Origin of the sequence: Chryseobacterium sp. Tr-659, assembly GCF_011752975.1 — a bacterium.
In the GTDB taxonomy this organism is placed as follows: Bacteria; Bacteroidota; Bacteroidia; order Flavobacteriales; family Weeksellaceae; genus Chryseobacterium.
Map to the genome: position 1 here is coordinate 13,351 of NZ_VWWP01000016.1, position 20,763 is coordinate 34,113.

15 protein-coding genes are annotated in these 20,763 nt (G+C 37.2%); 8 read left to right on the plus strand and 7 right to left on the minus strand.

Annotated features, from left to right (window positions below; translation table 11 throughout):
- Positions 1 to 14: 14 nt before the first annotated feature.
- The 4 genes from F3J23_RS21360 to F3J23_RS21375 all read right to left on the minus strand — a co-directional run bounded on the left by F3J23_RS21360 (position 15) and on the right by F3J23_RS21375 (position 2,787).
- The gene (locus F3J23_RS21360) at positions 15 to 686 is read right to left on the minus strand and encodes a hypothetical protein (protein WP_167033557.1); all 672 of its coding nucleotides are present in this window, start codon (positions 684 to 686) and stop codon (positions 15 to 17) included.
- Positions 661 to 1,170, minus strand: a complete 510-nt coding sequence (locus tag F3J23_RS21365) for an RNA polymerase sigma factor (RefSeq protein ID WP_002976192.1) — start codon at positions 1,168 to 1,170, stop codon at positions 661 to 663. The genes F3J23_RS21360 and F3J23_RS21365 overlap by 26 nt, the downstream gene beginning before the upstream one ends.
- Positions 1,171 to 1,269: 99 nt before the next feature.
- The gene (locus tag F3J23_RS21370) at positions 1,270 to 2,430 is read right to left on the minus strand and encodes a putative sugar nucleotidyl transferase (protein ID WP_185156490.1); all 1,161 of its coding nucleotides are present in this window, start codon (positions 2,428 to 2,430) and stop codon (positions 1,270 to 1,272) included.
- A gap of 105 nt (positions 2,431 to 2,535) precedes the next feature.
- Positions 2,536 to 2,787 (minus strand): type B 50S ribosomal protein L31, encoded by a 252-nt coding sequence (locus F3J23_RS21375; RefSeq protein ID WP_002976190.1) that lies wholly within the window; start codon positions 2,785 to 2,787, stop codon positions 2,536 to 2,538.
- Positions 2,788 to 2,971: 184 nt separating this feature from the next.
- Between F3J23_RS21375 and F3J23_RS21380 the strand changes: the two genes are divergently transcribed.
- The 5 genes from F3J23_RS21380 to F3J23_RS21400 all read left to right on the plus strand — a co-directional run bounded on the left by F3J23_RS21380 (position 2,972) and on the right by F3J23_RS21400 (position 7,814).
- The gene (locus F3J23_RS21380; protein ID WP_167033561.1) at positions 2,972 to 4,381 is read left to right on the plus strand and encodes a hypothetical protein; all 1,410 of its coding nucleotides are present in this window, start codon (positions 2,972 to 2,974) and stop codon (positions 4,379 to 4,381) included.
- Positions 4,381 to 4,707, plus strand: coding sequence for a nucleotide pyrophosphohydrolase (locus F3J23_RS21385; RefSeq protein WP_053327424.1), 327 nt, complete (start codon positions 4,381 to 4,383; stop codon positions 4,705 to 4,707). Before F3J23_RS21380 ends, F3J23_RS21385 begins: the two co-directional genes overlap by 1 nt.
- Before the next feature lie 144 nt (positions 4,708 to 4,851).
- On the plus strand, positions 4,852 to 6,072 hold the full coding sequence (locus tag F3J23_RS21390) for a 3-phosphoshikimate 1-carboxyvinyltransferase (protein ID WP_167033563.1): 1,221 nt from the start codon (positions 4,852 to 4,854) through the stop codon (positions 6,070 to 6,072).
- A gap of 82 nt (positions 6,073 to 6,154) precedes the next feature.
- Positions 6,155 to 6,643, plus strand: a complete 489-nt coding sequence (locus F3J23_RS21395) for a hypothetical protein (RefSeq protein ID WP_167033565.1) — start codon at positions 6,155 to 6,157, stop codon at positions 6,641 to 6,643.
- A gap of 187 nt (positions 6,644 to 6,830) precedes the next feature.
- On the plus strand, positions 6,831 to 7,814 hold the full coding sequence (locus tag F3J23_RS21400; protein ID WP_167033567.1) for a phosphatidylinositol-specific phospholipase C: 984 nt from the start codon (positions 6,831 to 6,833) through the stop codon (positions 7,812 to 7,814).
- Positions 7,815 to 8,027: 213 nt separating this feature from the next.
- Here F3J23_RS21400 and F3J23_RS21405 read toward each other — a convergent pair whose 3' ends face one another.
- From F3J23_RS21405 to F3J23_RS21415, 3 genes are all read right to left on the minus strand, one after another.
- Complete coding sequence (locus F3J23_RS21405; protein WP_167033569.1) at positions 8,028 to 9,854, minus strand: alkaline phosphatase; 1,827 nt, start codon at positions 9,852 to 9,854, stop codon at positions 8,028 to 8,030.
- Positions 9,855 to 10,007: 153 nt separating this feature from the next.
- Positions 10,008 to 11,516, minus strand: a complete 1,509-nt coding sequence (locus F3J23_RS21410) for a RagB/SusD family nutrient uptake outer membrane protein (protein ID WP_167033570.1) — start codon at positions 11,514 to 11,516, stop codon at positions 10,008 to 10,010.
- Positions 11,517 to 11,538: 22 nt separating this feature from the next.
- A complete protein-coding gene (locus F3J23_RS21415; protein ID WP_167033572.1) occupies positions 11,539 to 14,427 on the minus strand; it encodes a SusC/RagA family TonB-linked outer membrane protein in 2,889 nt (962 codons plus the stop codon).
- Positions 14,428 to 14,801: 374 nt separating this feature from the next.
- On the opposite strand from F3J23_RS21415, the gene F3J23_RS21420 reads away from it, so the two are divergent.
- The 3 genes from F3J23_RS21420 (at position 14,802) to F3J23_RS21430 (ending at position 20,762) form a co-directional block, all read left to right on the plus strand.
- The gene (locus F3J23_RS21420; protein ID WP_167033574.1) at positions 14,802 to 15,596 is read left to right on the plus strand and encodes an SDR family oxidoreductase; all 795 of its coding nucleotides are present in this window, start codon (positions 14,802 to 14,804) and stop codon (positions 15,594 to 15,596) included.
- Positions 15,597 to 15,692: 96 nt separating this feature from the next.
- Positions 15,693 to 17,297 carry a hypothetical protein gene (locus tag F3J23_RS21425; protein ID WP_167033576.1) on the plus strand — a complete coding sequence of 535 codons (1,605 nt, stop codon included), beginning with the start codon at positions 15,693 to 15,695 and terminating at the stop codon, positions 17,295 to 17,297.
- Positions 17,298 to 17,621: 324 nt separating this feature from the next.
- Positions 17,622 to 20,762 (plus strand): SusC/RagA family TonB-linked outer membrane protein, encoded by a 3,141-nt coding sequence (locus F3J23_RS21430; protein ID WP_167033578.1) that lies wholly within the window; start codon positions 17,622 to 17,624, stop codon positions 20,760 to 20,762.
- The last annotated feature ends 1 nt before the right edge of the window (position 20,763 follow it).

Here is a 20,763-nt window from a genome sequence, read left to right on the forward strand (position 1 = left end):
GATTGATCTGATTTTTAGTATTCGCTGTCAAGATTTTCATTTTTCTGAGAAGATGCTACTGTTTTTTTAAACTCATTTCCTAATTTCATAAAGGAGTATCGGGTAACATCCAAGGCTTCTTTTTCACTACTGATTCTTTTGCCGTTTACAATTACATACGAATCATTATAGGCTGTAGCAGAATCATTGGCCCGATAGGAAGAATTATCCACATATTTGGGTCTTCTTTCTTTTTTGAGTCTTCCTCTTTTGGGCAGGATCTCGTCCATGACATCTTTTTCTGCTACCTGGTTATCCTGAAAAACAGAATCTTTTTTCACTCCGGAAATAGAATCTGTATGATTCACGGCAACCTGTTCCTGATGATCGCTATTTTCTTCAATAAATCCGGATTTCTGTTTTAAGATTTCATCTTTAACCAGTTTCTCTTTGCTCTGAACATCCGGATTATAGTTATTCAGGAAGAATCCGATGCCGAAAACCAGCATTATACTGGCGGCCATCCAGAACCATTTGGGAAAGGAAGGTTTCTTCTTTTCTTCCAATGGAATAACAGGTGCAGTATTTTGTTCCACTTCCGCACTCTCTGCAGTCTGAAGAAAGTCTTCAAAACTCCAGTCCATTTTTTCTTCCTTTACATCCCGGAAGATTTCGTCGTATTTATCTTGTAATTGATCTTTTTTCATAGCTCATCAGTTGTGAGATTTGTTCTTTTACTTTTTGTCTCGCACGCATAAGGTTAACCCTTACTGCATTTTCCTCCATTTCCAGCATTTCAGAAATTTCGGAAACATCATATTCTTCTACATCTTTCAAGTGGATGACCATCTTTTGTTTTTCGGGGAGCTGATTGATAAATCCTACAATATGTTCCTTAAGGTTATCAACTTCCATACTGTAAAGCTCCGAACGATGAAGCTGCATATCTGCAAAGCCGATCTTGACATCGTGATGCTTCAGTCTGTTAAGGCATTCGTTCCGGACAGACTTCAGCGCATAGGATTTAAAATTTCCAAATTGCTCAAGCTCATCCCTTTTCTGCCAAAACTTCATCATGAGATCCTGTACAACATCTTCCGCTTCATCACTGCTCATGACAAATCGCTTCGCAAAACGATACATCTCGTCTTTGAGAATAAACACCGTATTCTTGAAAGTTTCTTGGGTCATGAGTTTTGTTTCTTATAGGTAAGACAACTGCTGTTTCCAATCTATTACATCAAAAATAAAAAAACTTCAAAAAAATTTGAAGTTTTTTTTATAATCGAATTAATATGTATCAAAAATATGTTTCAGAATAGCCTTGTCTTCCTCTGTTAAGGGGACTTTTCTTCTTGCCATTGCTCTTTCCGCCACTTCATACACTTTATCCAGTCGGAATCTTTCATCATCTTTCATTCCGCCCCATGAAAAGTTTTCTACAAGATTCGGTGGAAATCCGGGCTTGAAAATATTGGAGGCTACTCCTACTACTGTTCCTGTATTTAATTGGGTGTTGATGGCTGTCTTGGAATGATCTCCCATAATCAGACCTGCAAACTGTAAGCCCGTATCTTCGAACGCTTTGGTTCTATAATTCCAGAATTTTACATTCCCGTAATTATTTTTCATATTGGAGGAATTGCTGTCTGCACCAAAGTTACACCATTCACCAATAACAGAATTCCCCACAAACCCTTCATGACCTTTGCTGGAATATCCAAAAATAATAATATTATTCACTTCTCCTCCCACTTTACAATGAGGGCCTACGGTAGTTGCACCATAGATTTTCGCTCCTAAATTGAACTTCGAATCGTCACACAGTGCAATAGGTCCGCGAAGATGACAGCCTTCCATTATTTCGGTATTTTTCCCGATATAGATTTTCCCCGTTTTTGTATTGATTGTTGAAAACTCTATGGAAGCTCCTACTTCAATAAACAAATCCTTTTTATCTCCTAAGAAGCCATTGCTGGAAGAAAGTTCCTGTGAAGTTTTTCCTTTGGTGAGTAAATCGAAATCGAAATCAATCGCGTGATGGTTATAGGTAAAAAGATCTTTCGGTCTTTTAAAGAAAATAAGATCTTCTTTGATATCCGTCATTTTTTCGATCTGATGCAAAGAGAATCCTTTCATATTGATTTTCGCTGCAATCAGCTCGTCTTCATAAACCAGGGCTTCTCCTTGTTTAAGATCTTTAATCTGCTGAATTACAGTTTCTGTAGGAAGAAAGTTCGGAACCAGAAAAAGGCTTTCTTTTTCTTCAGGACTTTTAAATTTATCCTGAAGATACATTTCTGTAAAGTAAGTTACCTCGGTATTCTCCAGAATCTTCTGCCATCTTTCGGAAAAGGTAAGAATTCCGCATCGCATAGCAGCAACCGGCCTGGTAAAAGTAAGCGGAAGAAAATCTTCCCAATATTGCGCGTCTGAAAATACTAATTGCATCATTCAGTTTTTAAGTTTAAAGTTTAAAATTCAAGGTTAACAAATTTACAATAAAAAAAGCCTTCCAAAACATTGAAAGGCTTTAATATTGTAATGATACAAAAATTACTTAGCGAATTTTTTGTATTTGTTCATGAACTTGTCAACTCTACCAGCAGTATCAACTAGTTTTACTTTACCTGTGTAGAAAGGGTGAGAAGTTGAAGAGATTTCCATTTTGATTAGTGGATACTCTTGTCCTTCATACTCGATAGTGTCTTTTGTTTCTGCAGTAGACTTGCAAAGAAACACCTCGTCGTTACTCATATCTTTGAAAACAACAAGTCTATAATTTTCTGGGTGAATTCCGTTTTTCATAATACAATTTTTAAAAAAATTAAAGTTTGCTTTCGAAATAGTAATGGATATTTCTCTGCTAATTTTAGGTTGCAAAAGTACAACATTTTTTCTAATATACAAATACTGGATTCAATATTTTTTTAATGATAAGAAATTCAAAGTATTTTCGTTAAATTTGGAACCTACTTAAACTTTAATTTCGATGAAATTCAAATTATTACTGGCTTTTTCTTTCTGGATATTACTTGCTGCAGTATCATGTAATAAGGATGATATTACTTTTGACAGCCCGTCACAGCAGCTTAGTTTTTCGAAAGACACGGTATTTTGTGATACGGTTTATCATCAGGTACGTTCTGAAACTTATGTTGTAAAAGTGTATAATAATGAAGATAAGGATATTTTGATTCCTCGTGTCAATCTTGATAAAGGAGCGGCTTCATTATACAGAATTAATGTAGACGGAAAGCCGGGATATGATTTCAAGAATGTTCCTTTGAGAAAGAAAGACAGTCTTTATATTTTTGTTGAAATAGCACCGGAAGCAACAGGTCCTGAAGCGATTGCAGAAGATAAGATTGTTTTCACAACACCCGCGGGGCAACAGCATGTCACTTTATTTTCTGTTGTTCAGGATGCGGAGTTTTTTATTCAGACTCCTACTAATCCGAATGTAATCACCAGCTCTACCACGTGGAGTAATAATAAAGCTAAGATTATTTACGGAGACCTCACCATCAATCCTAATATTACTCTAAATATAGATCCGGGAACCAAAGTATACTTCCATAAAAACAGTGGAATGAAGGTTTCTTCCGGAGGTATTTTAAATATCAACGGTACATTGACCGATCAGGTTATCCTTCGTGGAGACAGAAATGACCTGGATCATGATACCCTCCCTAAAAACTGGAATTCCATCAGAATGGAAGCTAATTCTACCCTTAAAATGAACCATGCAAGGCTTTTCGGAGGAACAAGAGGATTGGAAATGAAGCAAACCAATGCTACTATTACCAATTCATTCATCCATACTTTTTTTGAATACGGAATTTATGCGGTAGGATCTACTGTAAATGCTAATAACCTGGTGATGAACAACTGTGGTTTATCTTGTATCGGAATTTTCCTGGGTGGAAAACACAGTTACACTCATGCTACGATTGCCAATTATTCTAAAACAATGAGTTCTTTTGACAGGGCCGGAATTTTTGCTGCCAATGAATGGAAGAATGATACCGGACAAACACAGCAGGGAGCTTTACAGCAACTTGATATTAAAAATAGTATCGTGTATTCAGACAGGGATGATGCTGTTCATTTTGAAGCAACTCCGGGGCAGCAGTTCGAATTTTTACTTCAAAATTCATTAATTAAGTATACCAGTGCATCAGGAGCCGGTTTCACTTTTGATAACAACATGAATGTGGTACAGAGCATTAAGAATGCTGACCCTCAGTTTGTCAATTATTTTATGGCCAAAATGAATTTAAGGGTAAAATCCACTTCACCGGCAATTGGAAAAGGAAACGCTGCTGTGGCGGCAACAGTGCCTTTTGATATCGTTAATGTATCCAGAACTACTAACCCAACTCTTGGAGCTTATCAATAATGGAAATTACGCAGTTACAACAACAGGTTGATGAATGGATTAAAACCATAGGAGTCCGCTATTTTAATGAGCTGACCAATATGGCAATGCTGACGGAAGAAGTGGGAGAAGTAGCAAGAATCATTGCAAGAAGATATGGTGAACAAAGTGAAAAGGAAAGTGATAAAAGCAAAGATCTTGGGGAAGAACTGGCTGATGTACTTTTTGTAACACTATGTTTAGCCAACCAAACCGGAGTGAACCTGCAGGATGCTTTTGACCGAAAAATGAAGATCAAAACTGACCGTGACAAGGAGCGGCATCAGAATAATGAAAAACTGAAATAGTTTAAGACATCAGAGACTAAATTACAGATAAAAGAGTTTGTTTAGTCTAAAACTGATTTCCAGCATCTCGACCTTATACGAATAATAAAAACTGAAGCAGAAAGGTCTTGAGTCTGATGTCTGAAATCTGAAATCTTAAAAATAATGAAGCTAGAAAAATCAAAATTAATTGGAGACCAAACAGTACAGATCAGCGGTTCGAAAAGTATTTCGAATCGTTTGTTGATTCTGGAAGGGTTATTCAGCAGTATAAAAATCGGGAACTTATCTAATTCCCAGGATACACAATTACTAAAAAAGGCATTATCAGAAAACACAGAGGTGGTAGATATTCACCACGCGGGAACTGCGATGCGTTTTTTAACATCTTATTATTCAATTCAGGAGGGGAAAACTACCGTTCTTACGGGCTCAGGAAGAATGAAAGAAAGGCCAATCAAGAATTTGGTAAATGCTTTAAGAGATCTTGGAGCTGAGATAGAATACATGGAAAATGATGGTTTTCCTCCTTTAAAAATTACCGGAAAAAAAATCACCCAGACTTCGGTAAATGTTCCTGCCAATATTTCAAGCCAGTTCATCACCTCTCTGCTTCTTATTGCCGGAAAGCTTGAAAACGGGCTGGAGATTAATCTTGTAGGAGAAGTAACATCAAGATCTTATATTGAAATGACGCTTGATATTCTTACCAAATTCGGCATCAGAAACAGCTTTGAAGGAAATACAATAAAAGTAGAACCTTTTCATAACAATCATTCTGCAGAAATGCACTACGAGGTGGAAAGCGACTGGAGTTCGGCTTCCTACTTTTATTCAATCTGTGCATTGGGAAGAAAAACCATTCACCTGAAAAGCTTTTATAAAGAATCTACCCAGGGAGACTCTGCCATTGCAAAGATCTATGAAGAATTCTTTGGAATTAAGACTACTTTCTCCGAGGATGAACATAAGGTAACTCTGATACCTCAACCGGATTTTTCTTTCCCGGAAAAGATTGTTCTTGATATGAACAACTGCCCGGATATTGCCCAAACACTTTGTGTAACGGCGGCGGCATTGAAAATTCCTTTTGATATTTCCGGTCTTGGAACGTTAAGAGTAAAAGAAACCGACAGGCTTCTTGCTCTGTATAATGAACTTAAAAAACTGGGAACTGAAACAGAGATCACGGATTTAACAATCAAATCAGTCAGTTTTGGAGAATCGGAAGATTATATTTCTATCAAAACCTATCAGGATCACAGAATGGCGATGAGCTTTGCTCCGTTCTGCCTGATCAAAGAACTTCATATTGAAGATGAAGATGTGGTAGAAAAATCCTACCCAATGTTCTGGGAGGATCTTGCCAGTATAACTACCCATTAATTTGAAAATCTCAAAATGCGGTAATCTGAAGTGAACTTATTAACTTTATTTCAGATTACTGCATTAATAAATCTATACAGCCATGAAAAGATATCTCATTTTATTTACCTTTCTGATTCCAATGTCTATTTGGGCGCAATATCTTTTACCAAATGAAGAGGTTGTTTATTCGTTTGAAACAAAAGCGGGAAAGAAAATGGCACTCGTAAAAGATAAGAACAATGAATATCTTCAGTACCGTTTTGGCAACAAAAATCATGTAGAAATGGAATTTCCTGCTGAAAGAACGAAGGAAAGCTGGAAGCAGTTTAAATACAGAACTTATCTAAGAGGCGGGGGAAAGCAGAATTCGGGAATGGATCTCAGCTTCCTTACGTTTTCCAACAATGGTTATACTTACCAGATATTCCGAACTTATTATGCGGAAGATGAATCATCGTCTACCGGAATTACCATCACTGACACTCAGGGTAAAGAAACCGAGATCACAGGAGTTTATAAAACGAGAAAAGGCTGTCTTTGTGATCTTGAAAAAACAGGAATGATTCAAAAAGAAGATACCGGTTTATAATTTAAACTTACTTTCATGAGATCAATTTTTCTACCGGGAAAGATTTCATTTTCTAATACTCAATAACAAATTCTCTTCTTTATAACAACTTAATCTTCTCTTAAAATTAAATTAACTCCTCATATATTGATATATTCCTATTTTTAGATAATCATAAAAATAAAATATAACTATGTTCAAACACAGTATGAGGCGTTTAACTACGATCACTCTTGGTATTGCCGCGGCAAGTCTGTTATTCTCGTGTTCCAATGACAGTATTATTGACAGAGATTCTAATGAAACTATTATTGCTTCTGCAGGAAAAGCGAATCTTAAAACGTCTTTGGTTCCTATTGAACTGAACAGCTGGATGGCTAATCTTCAGGACAATATTTCTCTTTCAAAAATTTCGATTCCCGGAACGCATGATTCAGGAGCGCGGGTAGATGCCCCTGTTGTATCAGGTACGGCTAAAACACAAAACCTAAGTATTGCTGAACAGCTGAATGCGGGAGTCCGTTTTCTGGATATCCGTTGCAGACATATTGATAATGCTTTCACCATTCATCATGGAGCAATTTACCAAAATCTGAATTTTGACGATGTTCTTAATGCCTGCTATGCATTCCTGCAAAGTCATCCGTCTGAAACAATCATCATGTCTGTAAAAGAAGAATACGATGCTTCAAATACGACCAGAAGTTTTGAGCAGACTTTTGATTCTTATGTTCAGAAAAATCCTTCTAAATGGGATTTGGGAGCCAGTATTTCTAAACTGGGAGAGGTAAGAGGAAAAATCAAATTATTAAGAAGATTCTCTGCCGGAACAACAAAAGGGATTAATGCTTCTCCATGGGCGGATAATACAACGTTTGATATTAACAATTCTTCGGCACAGCTTAAAGTTCAGGATTATTATAAGGTAACGAACAATGATGATAAATGGAATGGAATTTCCAATCTCCTGAATGAAGCAAAAAATGACACTACAGGTAAGCTTTTCATCAATTTTACGAGCGGTTACAAACCGGGAATTTTTGGAATTCCAAGCATTCCTACTGTTTCCAACAATATCAACCCTAAACTTAAAACATTCTTCCAGACAAATACTCAAGGATCTTACGGAGTAATGCCGATCGATTTTGTTAATGCCGAATTATCAGAATTGATTGTCAAAACCAATTTCTAATTTAGTTATTGTTAGATATATTTAAAGGCTGTTCCATTTTCGGGGCAGCCTTTTTGTTTTGGTCTCTTGCAGATCATGCAGATTAGAAAGGTTTTTATGGATCATCTGTATAATTTAAAAAATTTCCGCGAGAATATATTGATTGAAATAGAAAAGGCTGTTTCTTTTTTGAAACAGCCATCTTTGTACAAATAAAAGTAATCTAATCAAAAGTTATTTCTGAATGCCGTAAGCAGCTAATATTTTATTAAAGATCTCAGTATTCTCAAATAATCCGGTGAACTCTTTAGAATTCGGACCATACGCAAAAACACTTGAAGGAATAGAAGTATGATCATTAGTACTGAAGTTCCCGAATATCCAACCGTCTTTCAGGCTTCCATCCAAAAGGGTAAGGCCTCCGGTTTCATGGTCTCCTACAACAATAACCAGTGTTTCTTTATTTTCGTCAGCAAACTTCATCGCTTTTCCTACTACGTGGTCAAAATCCAGTAGCTCGGTAACAAGCTGTTCTATATTATTACTGTGTCCTCCGCCGTCAGTTTGTGAAGCTTCAATCATCATAAAAAACCCTTTTTTATTATTCTTAAGGTCATTTAATGTTAAATCAAATGCATCAGCAAGCCAGTTTCCTCTCCCATTCGTTATTCTTTGTGAAGCCAGGGGATCAATAATCAATGTACGGTTACTGATCTTATCAACTGATTTCAAATCCTGGTATACATCAATCTTAGCTTCTTTAAATTTCTGCAGATTGTCCTGAGATAGCCCACTGGTAGGCCCGCCGATCAGAATTTTCGTCTTTGAAGCTGCAAAGTCTTTCATGATAGGTTCAGAACTGTTTCTGTTATCAGAATGAGCATAAAAATCAGCAGGAGTTGCGTCTGTAACATCTCCTGTAGAGATGAGCCCGGAAACCATTCCCTTATCAGCGATAATATCTGGAATCTGTGCCAGGGCTTTCCCCATATTATCAACTCCCACAAATGTATTTTTGGTTTTAATACCTGTGGCAAAAGCTGTAGAACCCGGTGCGGAATCTGTAATATAAGCGTTTGATGAATTGGTTTTGGATAAACCTGTTGCTTTCATATTAAAAACATTCAGTTTTCCTTTATTGGCCGTGAAAGCAGCGTAATATTGAGGTAAAGAAGTTCCATCCGGAATCAGAAGGATTACATTTTTCACCTTTTTGCTCACTCCATCAGTTTTATAAGTAGGAGTGTAAGTGCTGTATTCTTTGGTGTTTTTATAGAAATTCTTTGGAATGGAATTCATAAATTTTTTAAGATCCGGAATATGATCTGTATTGATATAATCTACTCCCATATCCATAAGATTTACCCAGGCATTGGGAAAATCCGGAGCTCCATAAAAACGCATCGGTTTTTGTTGATGATGGGCTTTCTCTACTGCTTTTCTTATTTTTTCCGTTTCTTCATCTCTTGGAATTCCTTTCCCATTCCATTTTACCAGTTCCGGTAGATCAGCACTGAACATCCCGACTCTTTTCAATTGATCAGCTGTATAGTTTTTATCCAGATCACCGTCAAAATAAAGATAATTCGGATAGTTTTTAAAATCTCCCGGCTGAGGTCTTCCTCCTGTGATTACTATTTTAATTCCGGAATTTCCTGTAATCTCGGGATACTTTTTCAATGTACTGACCAAAGCAGTTAAAGTGCTTTTATAGTCCTGCTTAATATCGATCAGTAATTGCAGCTTTTTTTGAGCATCGGGATAAATGTTTCCTTTGTTCAGTTTAATCTGTTTTGAAATATTATCAAGATAAAGGTTTTCCAGTGTTCTGTCTGCAGAAAGTTCTTTTTCCGTATGGGCCACCCAAAGCTTCCCTTTTACCAGGAAAACATCTGCTTCAATGGAACCAAAATTCGCGTAATAAGCCTGCCAGAAAGGAATTTCCTGCATATAATCATTATGAGAATGTGCATTTCCTACGTTATAGTTTAAATAATTCTGTGCCTGATTCTGAGAAAAGACAGTCAGAGCCAAAGCTGCCAGGATTTTTGATAGTTTCATGCGTGTACTTTTTATTTTTTAGGCTGAATGGAACGTTTTACACTCATTTTTAAGTATCAAAAATTGATACCGGACGGTTCATACTGCCTGTGAAAAACTATATCACCACAGAAACTTCTGTGATGATACAGCGGATAATATAAGATTAAAATTTTACCAGCCTTCATTTTGTTTAATGATCCCATGACTGTTTACGATTTCAGCCTGTGGAACTGCCCAAACATTATGAACAGCCGGATTAAAGTTTCTTGCACCCCATACCTCCTGCCCATTAATACCATGCAGAGGTTTAGCATATGTTGCCTGCGCATCTCCCCAACGTACGAGATCTCTATGTCTGTCTGCCCATTCACCAGCCAGTTCACAACGTCTTTCGTGCTTCAGATCTGCCATTGTACATCCGTTTTTCGGAGATAATCCTGCACGCACTCTGATCATATTGATCTCCTGATCTGCAGATTTCCCCTGCATCAGTAAAGCTTCTGCTTTAATAAGGATTACCTCAGCATAACGCATGATAGGAACCGCCAGGTCTGTACATGGATAGTCTCCATTTGCACTTACGTGGCCGCTGTTCAGCTGATATTTAAATGCATCCATATATTTATTGAACTGATATCCGGTAAGTGAGTTGGTAGAGGCATAAGTTCTTTCTTTTCCGTTAAATGTGAATTTATCTCCGATTTTCAGGATAGATGCACTTCTTCTAAGATCAGTCGCTTCATATTCGTCATACAATTCTTTGGTAGGCTGAAAGTACCCCCAGCCATTATATTCTCCCCATCCTTTATTTTCAAGCATCACACCTGGAAGGATACTTCCCCATGCTGTAAATTTCGGAGTACCGGGAACCGACCAGATGTATTCTGAACTGTAATTATTTTCAGCCTTGAAAACATCAGCATAATTGTTCAGAAGGGCTCTGTTTCCTTTAGTCATAACTTCATTCGCCCAGAATTCAGCATTCTGCCAGTCTTTCATAAACAGATAAACTTTTGCGAGAAGTGCCCAAGCTGCAGCTTTATGTGGTCTTCCATAATCTTTTGCAGGAAGTTCTGCCTGAGTTGGTAACAATTCTGCTGCTTTTTTCAGATCATTAACAATATAAGTGTAATTGGTCATTACATTAGCTGCTCTGGGAATCGGGTTAGGATCCGGCTCTTTTGAACGATCAATAATCGGAATTCCGGATTTTTCATTTCCATAGCTATAAGCCAGCTCGAAATACATTCTGCTGCTCATAAACAAAGCCTCGCCAAGATATTTATTTTTAACAGCCTGTGATGTCTGAATATTATCAATATTACGGATCACACGGTTGGCAACACCAATTACATTGTATCTTTTATTCCATTGGGTTTCCAGATCTCCTGCTGCGATATAATTGCTGCTGAAATTCTTAGCATTATCCGCTTCACTCTTTGCTCTTCCGGTTACCATATCATCACTGGCGTTGATAAACCAGAATAGACCTCTTCCATAAAATTCTCCATCAAACAAAGGCTTATACATCGCATTGGCACCTGTGATCAAATCATTTTCCGTTTTCCAGAAACTGGCTTCAGTGGGCGTTCCTTCCGGCTGAACATCAAGCTCTCCCGTACAGGATAATAGCATTACGGATATTCCTGATATTAAAAATATTTTATTGAATAGTTTCATTTTTTAACTTTTTTATTTAAGATTATAAACCGATTTCCACTCCGAAGATGAATGAACGTGCCTGAGGATATCTTCCGGTATCCACCCCGTAAGAATTCATTCCTACTTCCGGATCAAAACCTGTGTATTTGGTAAAGGTAAAGAGGTTATTAGAGGTAACATAGATTCTTACTTTGTTTACATCCAGCTTTCTGTAAAGCTCCTTTGGTAGAGAATAACCGATCGTAAGGTTCTTCAGTCTTAAGTAAGATCCGTCTTCCACATAGAAATCTGATACTTTAGAATAGTTACCGCTCGGATCTCCGTGAACCAGCCTTGGAATATCCGTATTGGTGTTCTGAGGAGTCCACGCGTTAAGGATATCTCTTTCCATGTTATAATTCTGCCCTGTTCCTCCCGGATTCAGAGAGATAAATTTCAATCCGTTGAATATCTTATTTCCGTACACTCCCTGGAAGAAAACGTTGAGATCAAAGTTTTTCCATGTCATGTTATATGAGAATCCGTAAGAAAATTTAGGATACGGACTTCCCAGATTTACAAAATCATTATTATTGAGAACTCCGGTATTTCCTTCTTTTTTCAGGAATTTAATATCTCCAGGTTTGGCATTCGGCTGAATCAGGTTTCCGTTGGCATCTTTATAATTGTTGATCTCTTCCTGCGTCTGGAAAATTCCTCCGGTCTTATATCCATAGAAAGAATAAAGAGGATCTCCTACTTTTACACGGGTAGGTTTCAACACACCTCTTACTCCGTTATCATTGACAAATATCTCATCTACATCTGCAAGCTGCTTCACCGTATTTTTTAGTTGACTAAAAGTAGCCCCAATTGAATAAGTGAAATCACCACTACTTTTACTGTTATAATTGATTCCTAATTCATATCCTTTATCCTGAAATAATCCTGCATTTACATACTGATTATTGTAAGTTGCCGTACTTGGCAAGCTCACATTAAAGATCTGGTCTTTGGAATTTTTCACAAAATAATCAAACTGTAAAGAAAGACTGTTATGAAGGAACGAAGCATCTACCCCGAAATTGGTCTGCTCAGATTTACCCCATTTCAGATCCGGATTCGGACGTGTAGTCGCATAATATGCAATGTTCTGAGAAGGATCCTGTCCGAAAATAACATTATTATCTCTCGTCATCAACGGATTAACCGCCTGAGGAGAAATTCCTCCAAGGTTTCCTAAGATACCGTAGCTTCCTCTAAGCTTAAAACTGGAAAGCCATGAAATATCCTGCATGAAGTTTTCTTTTGATACTACCCATGCTCCGGATACTGCATAATAATTAGCAAATCGGTTTTGTTTTGCAACCAGTGAAGAACCGTCTCTTCTTCCTAATACGCTCACAATATATTTTCCTGCATAATCATAGTTTACCCTTGCCAGATAAGAAACCAATGCCTGCTTATATCTGTAACTGGAAACATCTTTATTGGTATCAGCAGCATTCTGAAGGTGTTGGAAAACCTCAACTTCGCTTCTGAAATCATAAGATTTTGCAACAAACCCCTCATCAATTGTTTTCTGGAAAGTAAAACCTCCTAAGAAATCAAAATTATGCTGCCCTGCAGTAAATTTATAGGTAAGAAGCTGCTCTGCAAGTGCTGTGGAAGAGTTATTGGATTGATATTCCAGGTTATTGGTATCAAAAATTTTTCCAACTTCCAGAACTCTGTATGTAAAGTTTTTCACATTCCCCAGCTTGAATGTTTGTGAAAAGTTGGAACGGAATTTCAAGTCTTTGGCTAAGGTAATTTCTGCATAAGGATTGATTAAAATCTCATGGGTAGGGTTTCTGATGTTGATCCTTTTAAGATAAGCCACGGGATTGATCATATCTCCGTAACCTCCCGCCACATCAATCGGTAATCCGGAGAAAGCACCACTTGGAGTATATACCGGGACATTTGGCGGATAATACATGGCAGCTACAACAGCTCCTGTATAACCGCTTTTGGTATCGGCTGTATTACCATCAGAATAATTGTAATACATATTTTCCCCGATCGTTAGCCAGTCTTTTACTTTATGTTCGGAATTTACTCTGAAGTTGTATCGTTTTGCCTGAGTATTCAATAGGATTCCTTCCAGGTTTCTGTGATTCATTCCTACAAAATATCTGGATTTTTCGCTTCCTCCACTCAAATTCATATTATATTCCTGAATAGTTCCTGTACGGAAGATCTCTTTCATCCAGTCAGTTCTGGTAATTCTTCCATCCGGATACAGCTTAGGATTGAAAGCCATTGGTAAACTTCCCAGTTTGCCGGCATTTTCATAGGCTTTGTACATTACGTCCTGAAATTCGGCAGCATTCAGAGATTCTTTCAGCTTCCATGCCTCATTTACTCCGTATTTAACATCAAAATCTACAGTAAGATTTCCTTTTTTCCCTTTCTTAGTGGTAATAAGAATAACACCACCGGAGGATCTTGCTCCATAAATCGCTGCAGAAGCATCTTTCAATACGGATATATCCTGAATATCATTAGGGTTAATGGATGGAGTTCCGTTAAAAACCACTCCGTCCACAACATAAAGAGGTGTCTCTCCATTAATTCCTCCTAAACCACGGATATTTACCTTAGGTGAACCGTTAGGATCTCCCCCTTCATTAACAACAGTTACTCCGGGAGCTTTTCCCTGAAGCACTTCTCCCACTCCGGATAAGGATCTGGAAGTAAGTTTATCCAGTGAAGCCTCCGATACGGCTCCGGATACTTTACTTTTTTTCTGTGTTCCGTATCCTACAACAACAATCTCGTCGATGGATTTTTCTTTTAAACTGTCTTTTTTCTGAGAGAGGAACATCGGTGAAGCTGATATTGCACCAATTAATAATACCCTACCCGTGAAGTAAGAAACTGAGACAGGGATTTTAAATACATTCATGACATCCTTTTTAATTAGATGCAAAATTAGAGCAGCCTTTTCCCTCCCCTCATTAAGAGTTCCTTATGTTTTTATTAAGAAATTTTGGCATTATTAAGAGACAACCTACCACAAAAGAAAATTAACATATTGTTTTTCAACAACATAAACAAATAAAGTAATCATTCGGTTTATATTCCCGGGCATGATTAATATTAACTTTCTTTTAAGTTTGGCATCAATAAGAGACAATAAGCAAAGAAAATAGTCATCTGATTTCGGAAATAATAAATAACGGAGTTCATTTTTCTTTTTTTACATTTGCTGAAAATAGATTTTACTTCACACATTCAGGTTTGGAGAAAAATAAAATAATAAAAAATCTTACGAATTCAATGACCATCATTATAACAGGAACCTCATCGGGAATCGGGTTTGCATTAGCCGAATATTTTGGTAAAAAAGGACATAAAGTATATGGTTTAAGCAGAAAATATACCGAAAGTCAGTATTTCAAGTCTATTCCGACTGATGTTACAGATAACTCTGCTGTTCAGAATGCTGTTTCCGAAGTATTAAAAACCGAAACCAGAATTGATGTTCTGATCAATAATGCCGGAATGGGAATGGTGGGTGCTGTGGAAGATTCTACAAAAGAAGATATTCTGAAACTTTTCAGTCTGAATTTAGCCGGACCTGTACAGATGATGAGTGCTGTGCTTCCTAATATGCGTGAACATAAAGTTGGAAAAATCATTAATGTTTCCAGTATAGGAAGTGAAATGGGACTTCCGTTCCGTGGGTTTTACTCCGCTTCAAAATCTGCTCTCGACAAAGTAACCGAGGCCATGCGATATGAAGTATATCCCTGGAATATTGATGTCTGTTCACTTCATCTGGGTGATATTAAAACCAATATTGCGGATAACAGAGTAATCGCACAGGTGTCCCAGCCTTATAAAAATGTTTTTGACAAAGTGTATGCTTTGATGAACTCTCATGTAAATGACGGAACTGAACCTTTGGAAGTTGCGGAATACATTGAAAAGCTTTTAGGGAAAAATAAATGGAAAGCCCATTATTACTTTGGCAAATTCGGGCAGAAGATCGGGGTTCCGTTGAAATGGATCCTTCCCCAGGGAACGTATGAAAATTTAATGAAGAAATATAATAAACTGGATAAAAATTAGTTGATTGATAGGGCGCATTGTCATTTTGAACAGAATGACATGCAGTGAAGATTTTTTTTGAGATTCCTCAATCCTCATCACATTCAGAACGATAATTTGAAATTACTTTTAAAAATATTTTTTGTACTGTTCTGCGTTTTTACACAAGCGCAGAAAAAGCAGTATTGGCTGATTGATACGGAGACCAAGGTGAAGAAAAAAGTAAAGGACTCTGTTTCTGCAGTCAAGTTTCTGGACTCATTAGCCCAGAGCAATTATTTCTTTACCCGCCTGAAAGATGTAAAAATAAAAGGAGACAGTACCGAAATTTTCTACGATAAGGGGAAAAATTTCAACGAAACGTATGTCAACCTTTCAGATTCCCTCTCTCAAAAACTAAAAATCCAGAAAGATTTTTTCACAAAAAATTTAGATTCCACCAAAAAAAGTATCAACAAGACTTATATTGATGAAGGCTATTCTTTCAGCAGAATCAAATCTAAATATAAAGGGCAGAAGAATGGATACCCCATTGTAGAACTCGATATCAACAAAAATGATAAAAGAACGATTGATGGTTTTGTGGTAAAAGGCTATGAAAAAGTTCCGAAGAGATTCATTAAAAACCTGGAAAAGGAATTTAAAGGTAAAAATTATGATGACAAAAATCTTCTGGCTATCAACAAAGCTTTTCAAAGCCACACTTTTCTGACTTTGGAACGGCAGCCGCAGACATTATTCACCAAAGATTCCACCAGTATTTATCTGTTTCTGGAAAAGAAAAAGACAAACAGCTTTGACGGGGTAATTGGTTTTGGAAATGATAAGACCGATAAATTTACTTTAAACGGTACAATGAATGTCAATTTCAGGAATATGTTCAACGGTTTTGAAACGGTAAATCTCTACTGGCAGCGAAATCCGGATAAGGGACAGACTTTTGACCTTCAGGTGGATATTCCGTATCTGTTTAAATCGAATGTTGGTATGAATACCAAAGTGAATATCTACCGTCAGGATTCTACTTTTGCGAATGTAAAATTCCTTCCTGCTTTTTATTATCATATCAATAACCGCAACAAGATTGGTATCCGTGGGACATTAGAAACCTCAACGATTATTGATACATTGTATGTTCAGGGAAAAGACTACAACAAAAAAGGAATCGGGGTATGGTTTGAAATGACGGAACCCACCGATATTGATCTTTTCCTTTACAAAACAAAGATCAGCGCAGGATATGATTTTCTGACAACAACGTATTCAAAAGATAATATCAAAGCTGCGCAGAACCAATTCTATTTCTTTGGAGAGCATAATTATAATATTTCCGGAAACCATTTCCTGAATATCAAAGCGGAAGGGGCTATAATGGATTCGAAAGTAGAGTTTTCCGCGAATGAACTGTATCGTTTCGGGGGGTGGAATTCTATGCGGGGCTTCAATGAAAACTCCCTCGCCGCCGATTTTTATTATTATGGAAGTTTGGAATACCGGTACCTCATCGGCCATCAGGCCTTTTTCGACTTCTTTGGGCAATACGGACAGCTCAACAATAAATCTCTGAATGTAAAACCCAAACTTTACAGTGTTGGCCTTGGATTCAACTTCTTTATTCCGATTGGGCTGATGAGTTTCCAGCTCTCGAATGGTAATGAGTTCGGAAATCCTTTTAAATTCAATGATATTAAAATCCATTGGGGAATTCTGAGCAGATTTTAAAGAGAAGGGAAGAAAGAAGCAGGAAGATAGAGGTTATTGATGCCCGGGTTCTGCTATCCATTTCTTTTATAAGTAAGAATTAATTATCCCCAGAATTTTATTATTGGAAAATTTAAATTAGAATGATCAGAAGTTCCAACAACTTACCCGCTTCCTACCTTATAATATTACTTATATAATAAAGCAAAATTCACTATATAAAGAATATTTTCACTTTACTTTTCCGTTAATTATTCTTGTTAAAAAGTATTAAAATCGTATTTTTATTTTAATACCACATTAAACTTTACGTAATAGTACGAAGCTAAATTTGCCTTCAAAAAAATGAAGAAAACTCTAGCTACTTTTGCCGTTTTTTTACTTCCTCTTTATTTTACCGCCCAGGAAATCAATATTTCCGGAAATGTAAAATCTGAAAACGGCTCAAGTGTTTCGGGTGTGAACATCACCGACAAAAACACAGGAAAGACCGCTACTACAGATGAAAATGGTAACTTCACTATTTCTGCAAATCCAAAAGATATTCTTGAATTTTTTGCTCCTGATTTTTCTGTTTATACCGTTGAGGTTTCTTCAAAAAAACAGTATTCCGTTGTCTTAAAGAAAGCTAATGAAAAACAGATTGAAGGAGTGGTAATTACCGCTCTGGGAATTGCCAAGAAGAAAGAAAAGATCGGATATTCTACTCAGGAAGTGAGTACCAAACAATTTGAAACAATAACAACTCCAAGCATTGGGAATTTATTCTCAGGACAGGTTGCCGGTCTTAATGTTTCTAATCCTACAGGAATGCAGCAGGCGCCTCAGTTTACATTGAGAGGAAATTCCAATCTTGTTTTTGTAATTGATGGTGTTATTGTAGAAAAGGAAGTTTTCCAGAATTTGGATCCTAATAATATTGAAAACATCAACGTACTTAAGGGTGCTACAGCTTCTGCATTATATGGTTCAAGAGGGCGCTACGGAGCAATTCTGATCACAACAAAAAATGCTAAGAAAAAAGGGTTTTCTGTAGAGTTTTCTCAAAATACCATGATCACAGGTGGCTTTACCAATCTTCCGAAAACCCAGACAGAATATGGAAATGGTTCTCATGGAAAGTATGAGTTCTGGGATGGTGCCGATGGCGGAGTAAATGACGGGGATATGATCTGGGGCCCAAAGTTTGTTCCGGGATTGCAGATTGCCCAGTGGAATAGCCCGATCAGAGATAAAGTAACCGGGCAGGTTATTCCCTGGTATGGCGCTGTAACGGGTACTCAGTATAATGATAAATCAAGATATGAAAGAGTTCCTATTGACTGGAAATATCATGATAACTTAAAAACTTTTCTAAAGCCTGCGGTTATCAACAATAATAACTTTGCAATCAGCTACAGAAACAATAAGGATATCTATCGTTTTTCAGGAAACTTCATGAATTATGATGACAGGGTTCCTAATTCATATCTTCAAAAATACGGAATCAATTTCTCCTCAGAAAATCACCTTGGAGACAAATTGATCTTTGATACGAAATTTAATTTTAATCAGGCTTTTACACCTAATATTCCAAACTACGATTATAATCCGAGCGGACACATGTATACTATTCTGATCTGGATGGGAGGTGACGTAGACGGTAGGGCTCTTAAAAATCATATGTGGATTCCAGGAAAAGAAGGGGTAGCTCAGGCTAACTGGAACTACGCTTGGTATAACAACCCATGGTTCGGGGCGGAATATTATAAAAATCAGAACAGAACAAATATCATTAATGCCCAAACAGGGCTGGAGTACAAAGCTACTCAGGATCTTTCGGTGAAAGGAAAAATCTCCCTCGTTGAAAACCACAGCAAAACGGAGGTATTAAGCCCTTATTCTTATTTCAATTACAGTGCACCGAGAAGTGGAGGTTATATTCTGAGAGATAATAAAACCTGGAACCTCAACTACGATGTTCTTGCTACTTATAAGAAAAAAATATCTGAAAATTTTGACTTTACGATCAATGCCGGAGGTTCTGCATTTTATTATAAAAACAATAATAATGAAATTTCTACGGATGGTCTGAAAATTCCGGAAGTTTATACATTTGAAAACTCTATCGGAGCTCTTAAAAAATATACCTATCTGAAGGAGAAGCTTATTTATAGTGCCTATTCAACAATTGATATTGGGTTATATAATGCTTTCTTTATCAATATTTCCGGGCGTAATGACTGGTCTTCTACTTTGCCTAAAGCCAACAGATCTTACTTCTACCCTTCAGCATCCATCAGTGCAGTGATTTCAAATCTTGTGAAACTGCCGGAGTCTGTCAATATGCTGAAGCTTTCCGCATCATGGGCGAAAGTAGCCTATGACTTCCAGCCTTATTCCATCAGAAATTACTATCTGAATAATAAAGGAATCACATTCAATGGCAATCCTACTTATTACTACCCTACCATTCTGAATGTTGAAAACACGCTGAAACCGGAGCAGACCAAATCTTATGAATTAGGTTTAAGTGCAGGTTTCTTAAATAACAGAATTACTTTAGATGCTACTTATTTCAGAACGCTGGATTATAACAACATCCTTGAATTCCCAAGTGCTGAATCATCAGGGTTTACCTCTCAATATGTAAATGGTAATGAATATACTACAAAAGGGTTTGAAATTTCCCTAGGTCTGGTTCCTGTAAAAACAGCTGACTTCTCATGGAAAACGTTAATCAACTGGAGTACTTATGAGCAAAAGCTGACTTCCATCTATGATAATATGCCGAACTACAAAAACATCAAGCTTGGTGAAAGAATGGACAGCTACTATGATTATACATGGCAAAAATCTCCGGACGGAAAAGTGATCCTTGATGCCAATTCAGGGATGCCGACAAGAGCCAATGCGCCAAGCAACTTAGGTCATTTCAATCCGGACTGGACTTTCGGTTTCAATAACACCTTTAAATATAAAAAATTCACTTTAAATATTGGGATCGACGGAAGTATCGGCGGAGTGATGAGATCGCAGGTTGTTGAAAAAATGTGGTGGGGAGGAAAACATCCTAATTCTGTAGCTTACAGGGATCTTGAGTATGCTAATCCGGGAACTTATTATTTTGTTCCGGACGGGGTAAATTACAACGCCGCTACAGGCCTTTACACTCCACACACCAAAGCAATCAGTTTCCAGGATTGGGCACAAAACTATCCTTATCAGGCAAGGGTAACTCAGGATGAAAGTGAGGAATTTGCAAACGTTTTTGACAGAACTTTCATCAAATTGAGATCTGTGGTTCTGGAATATGATTTCTCTTCTTTATTGAATCCCAGAGGTATGGTAAAAGGTTTCACTGCCAATATTTCTGCTTACAATTTAGCCATGTGGAAAAAGTCAAAGAATCTTTATTCTGATCCTGATTTCCAGGCAAAAACAGAAAATGATATTCAGGATCCGTCCAGCAGATGGTTCGGAATCGGATTTAATCTTAAGTTTTAAT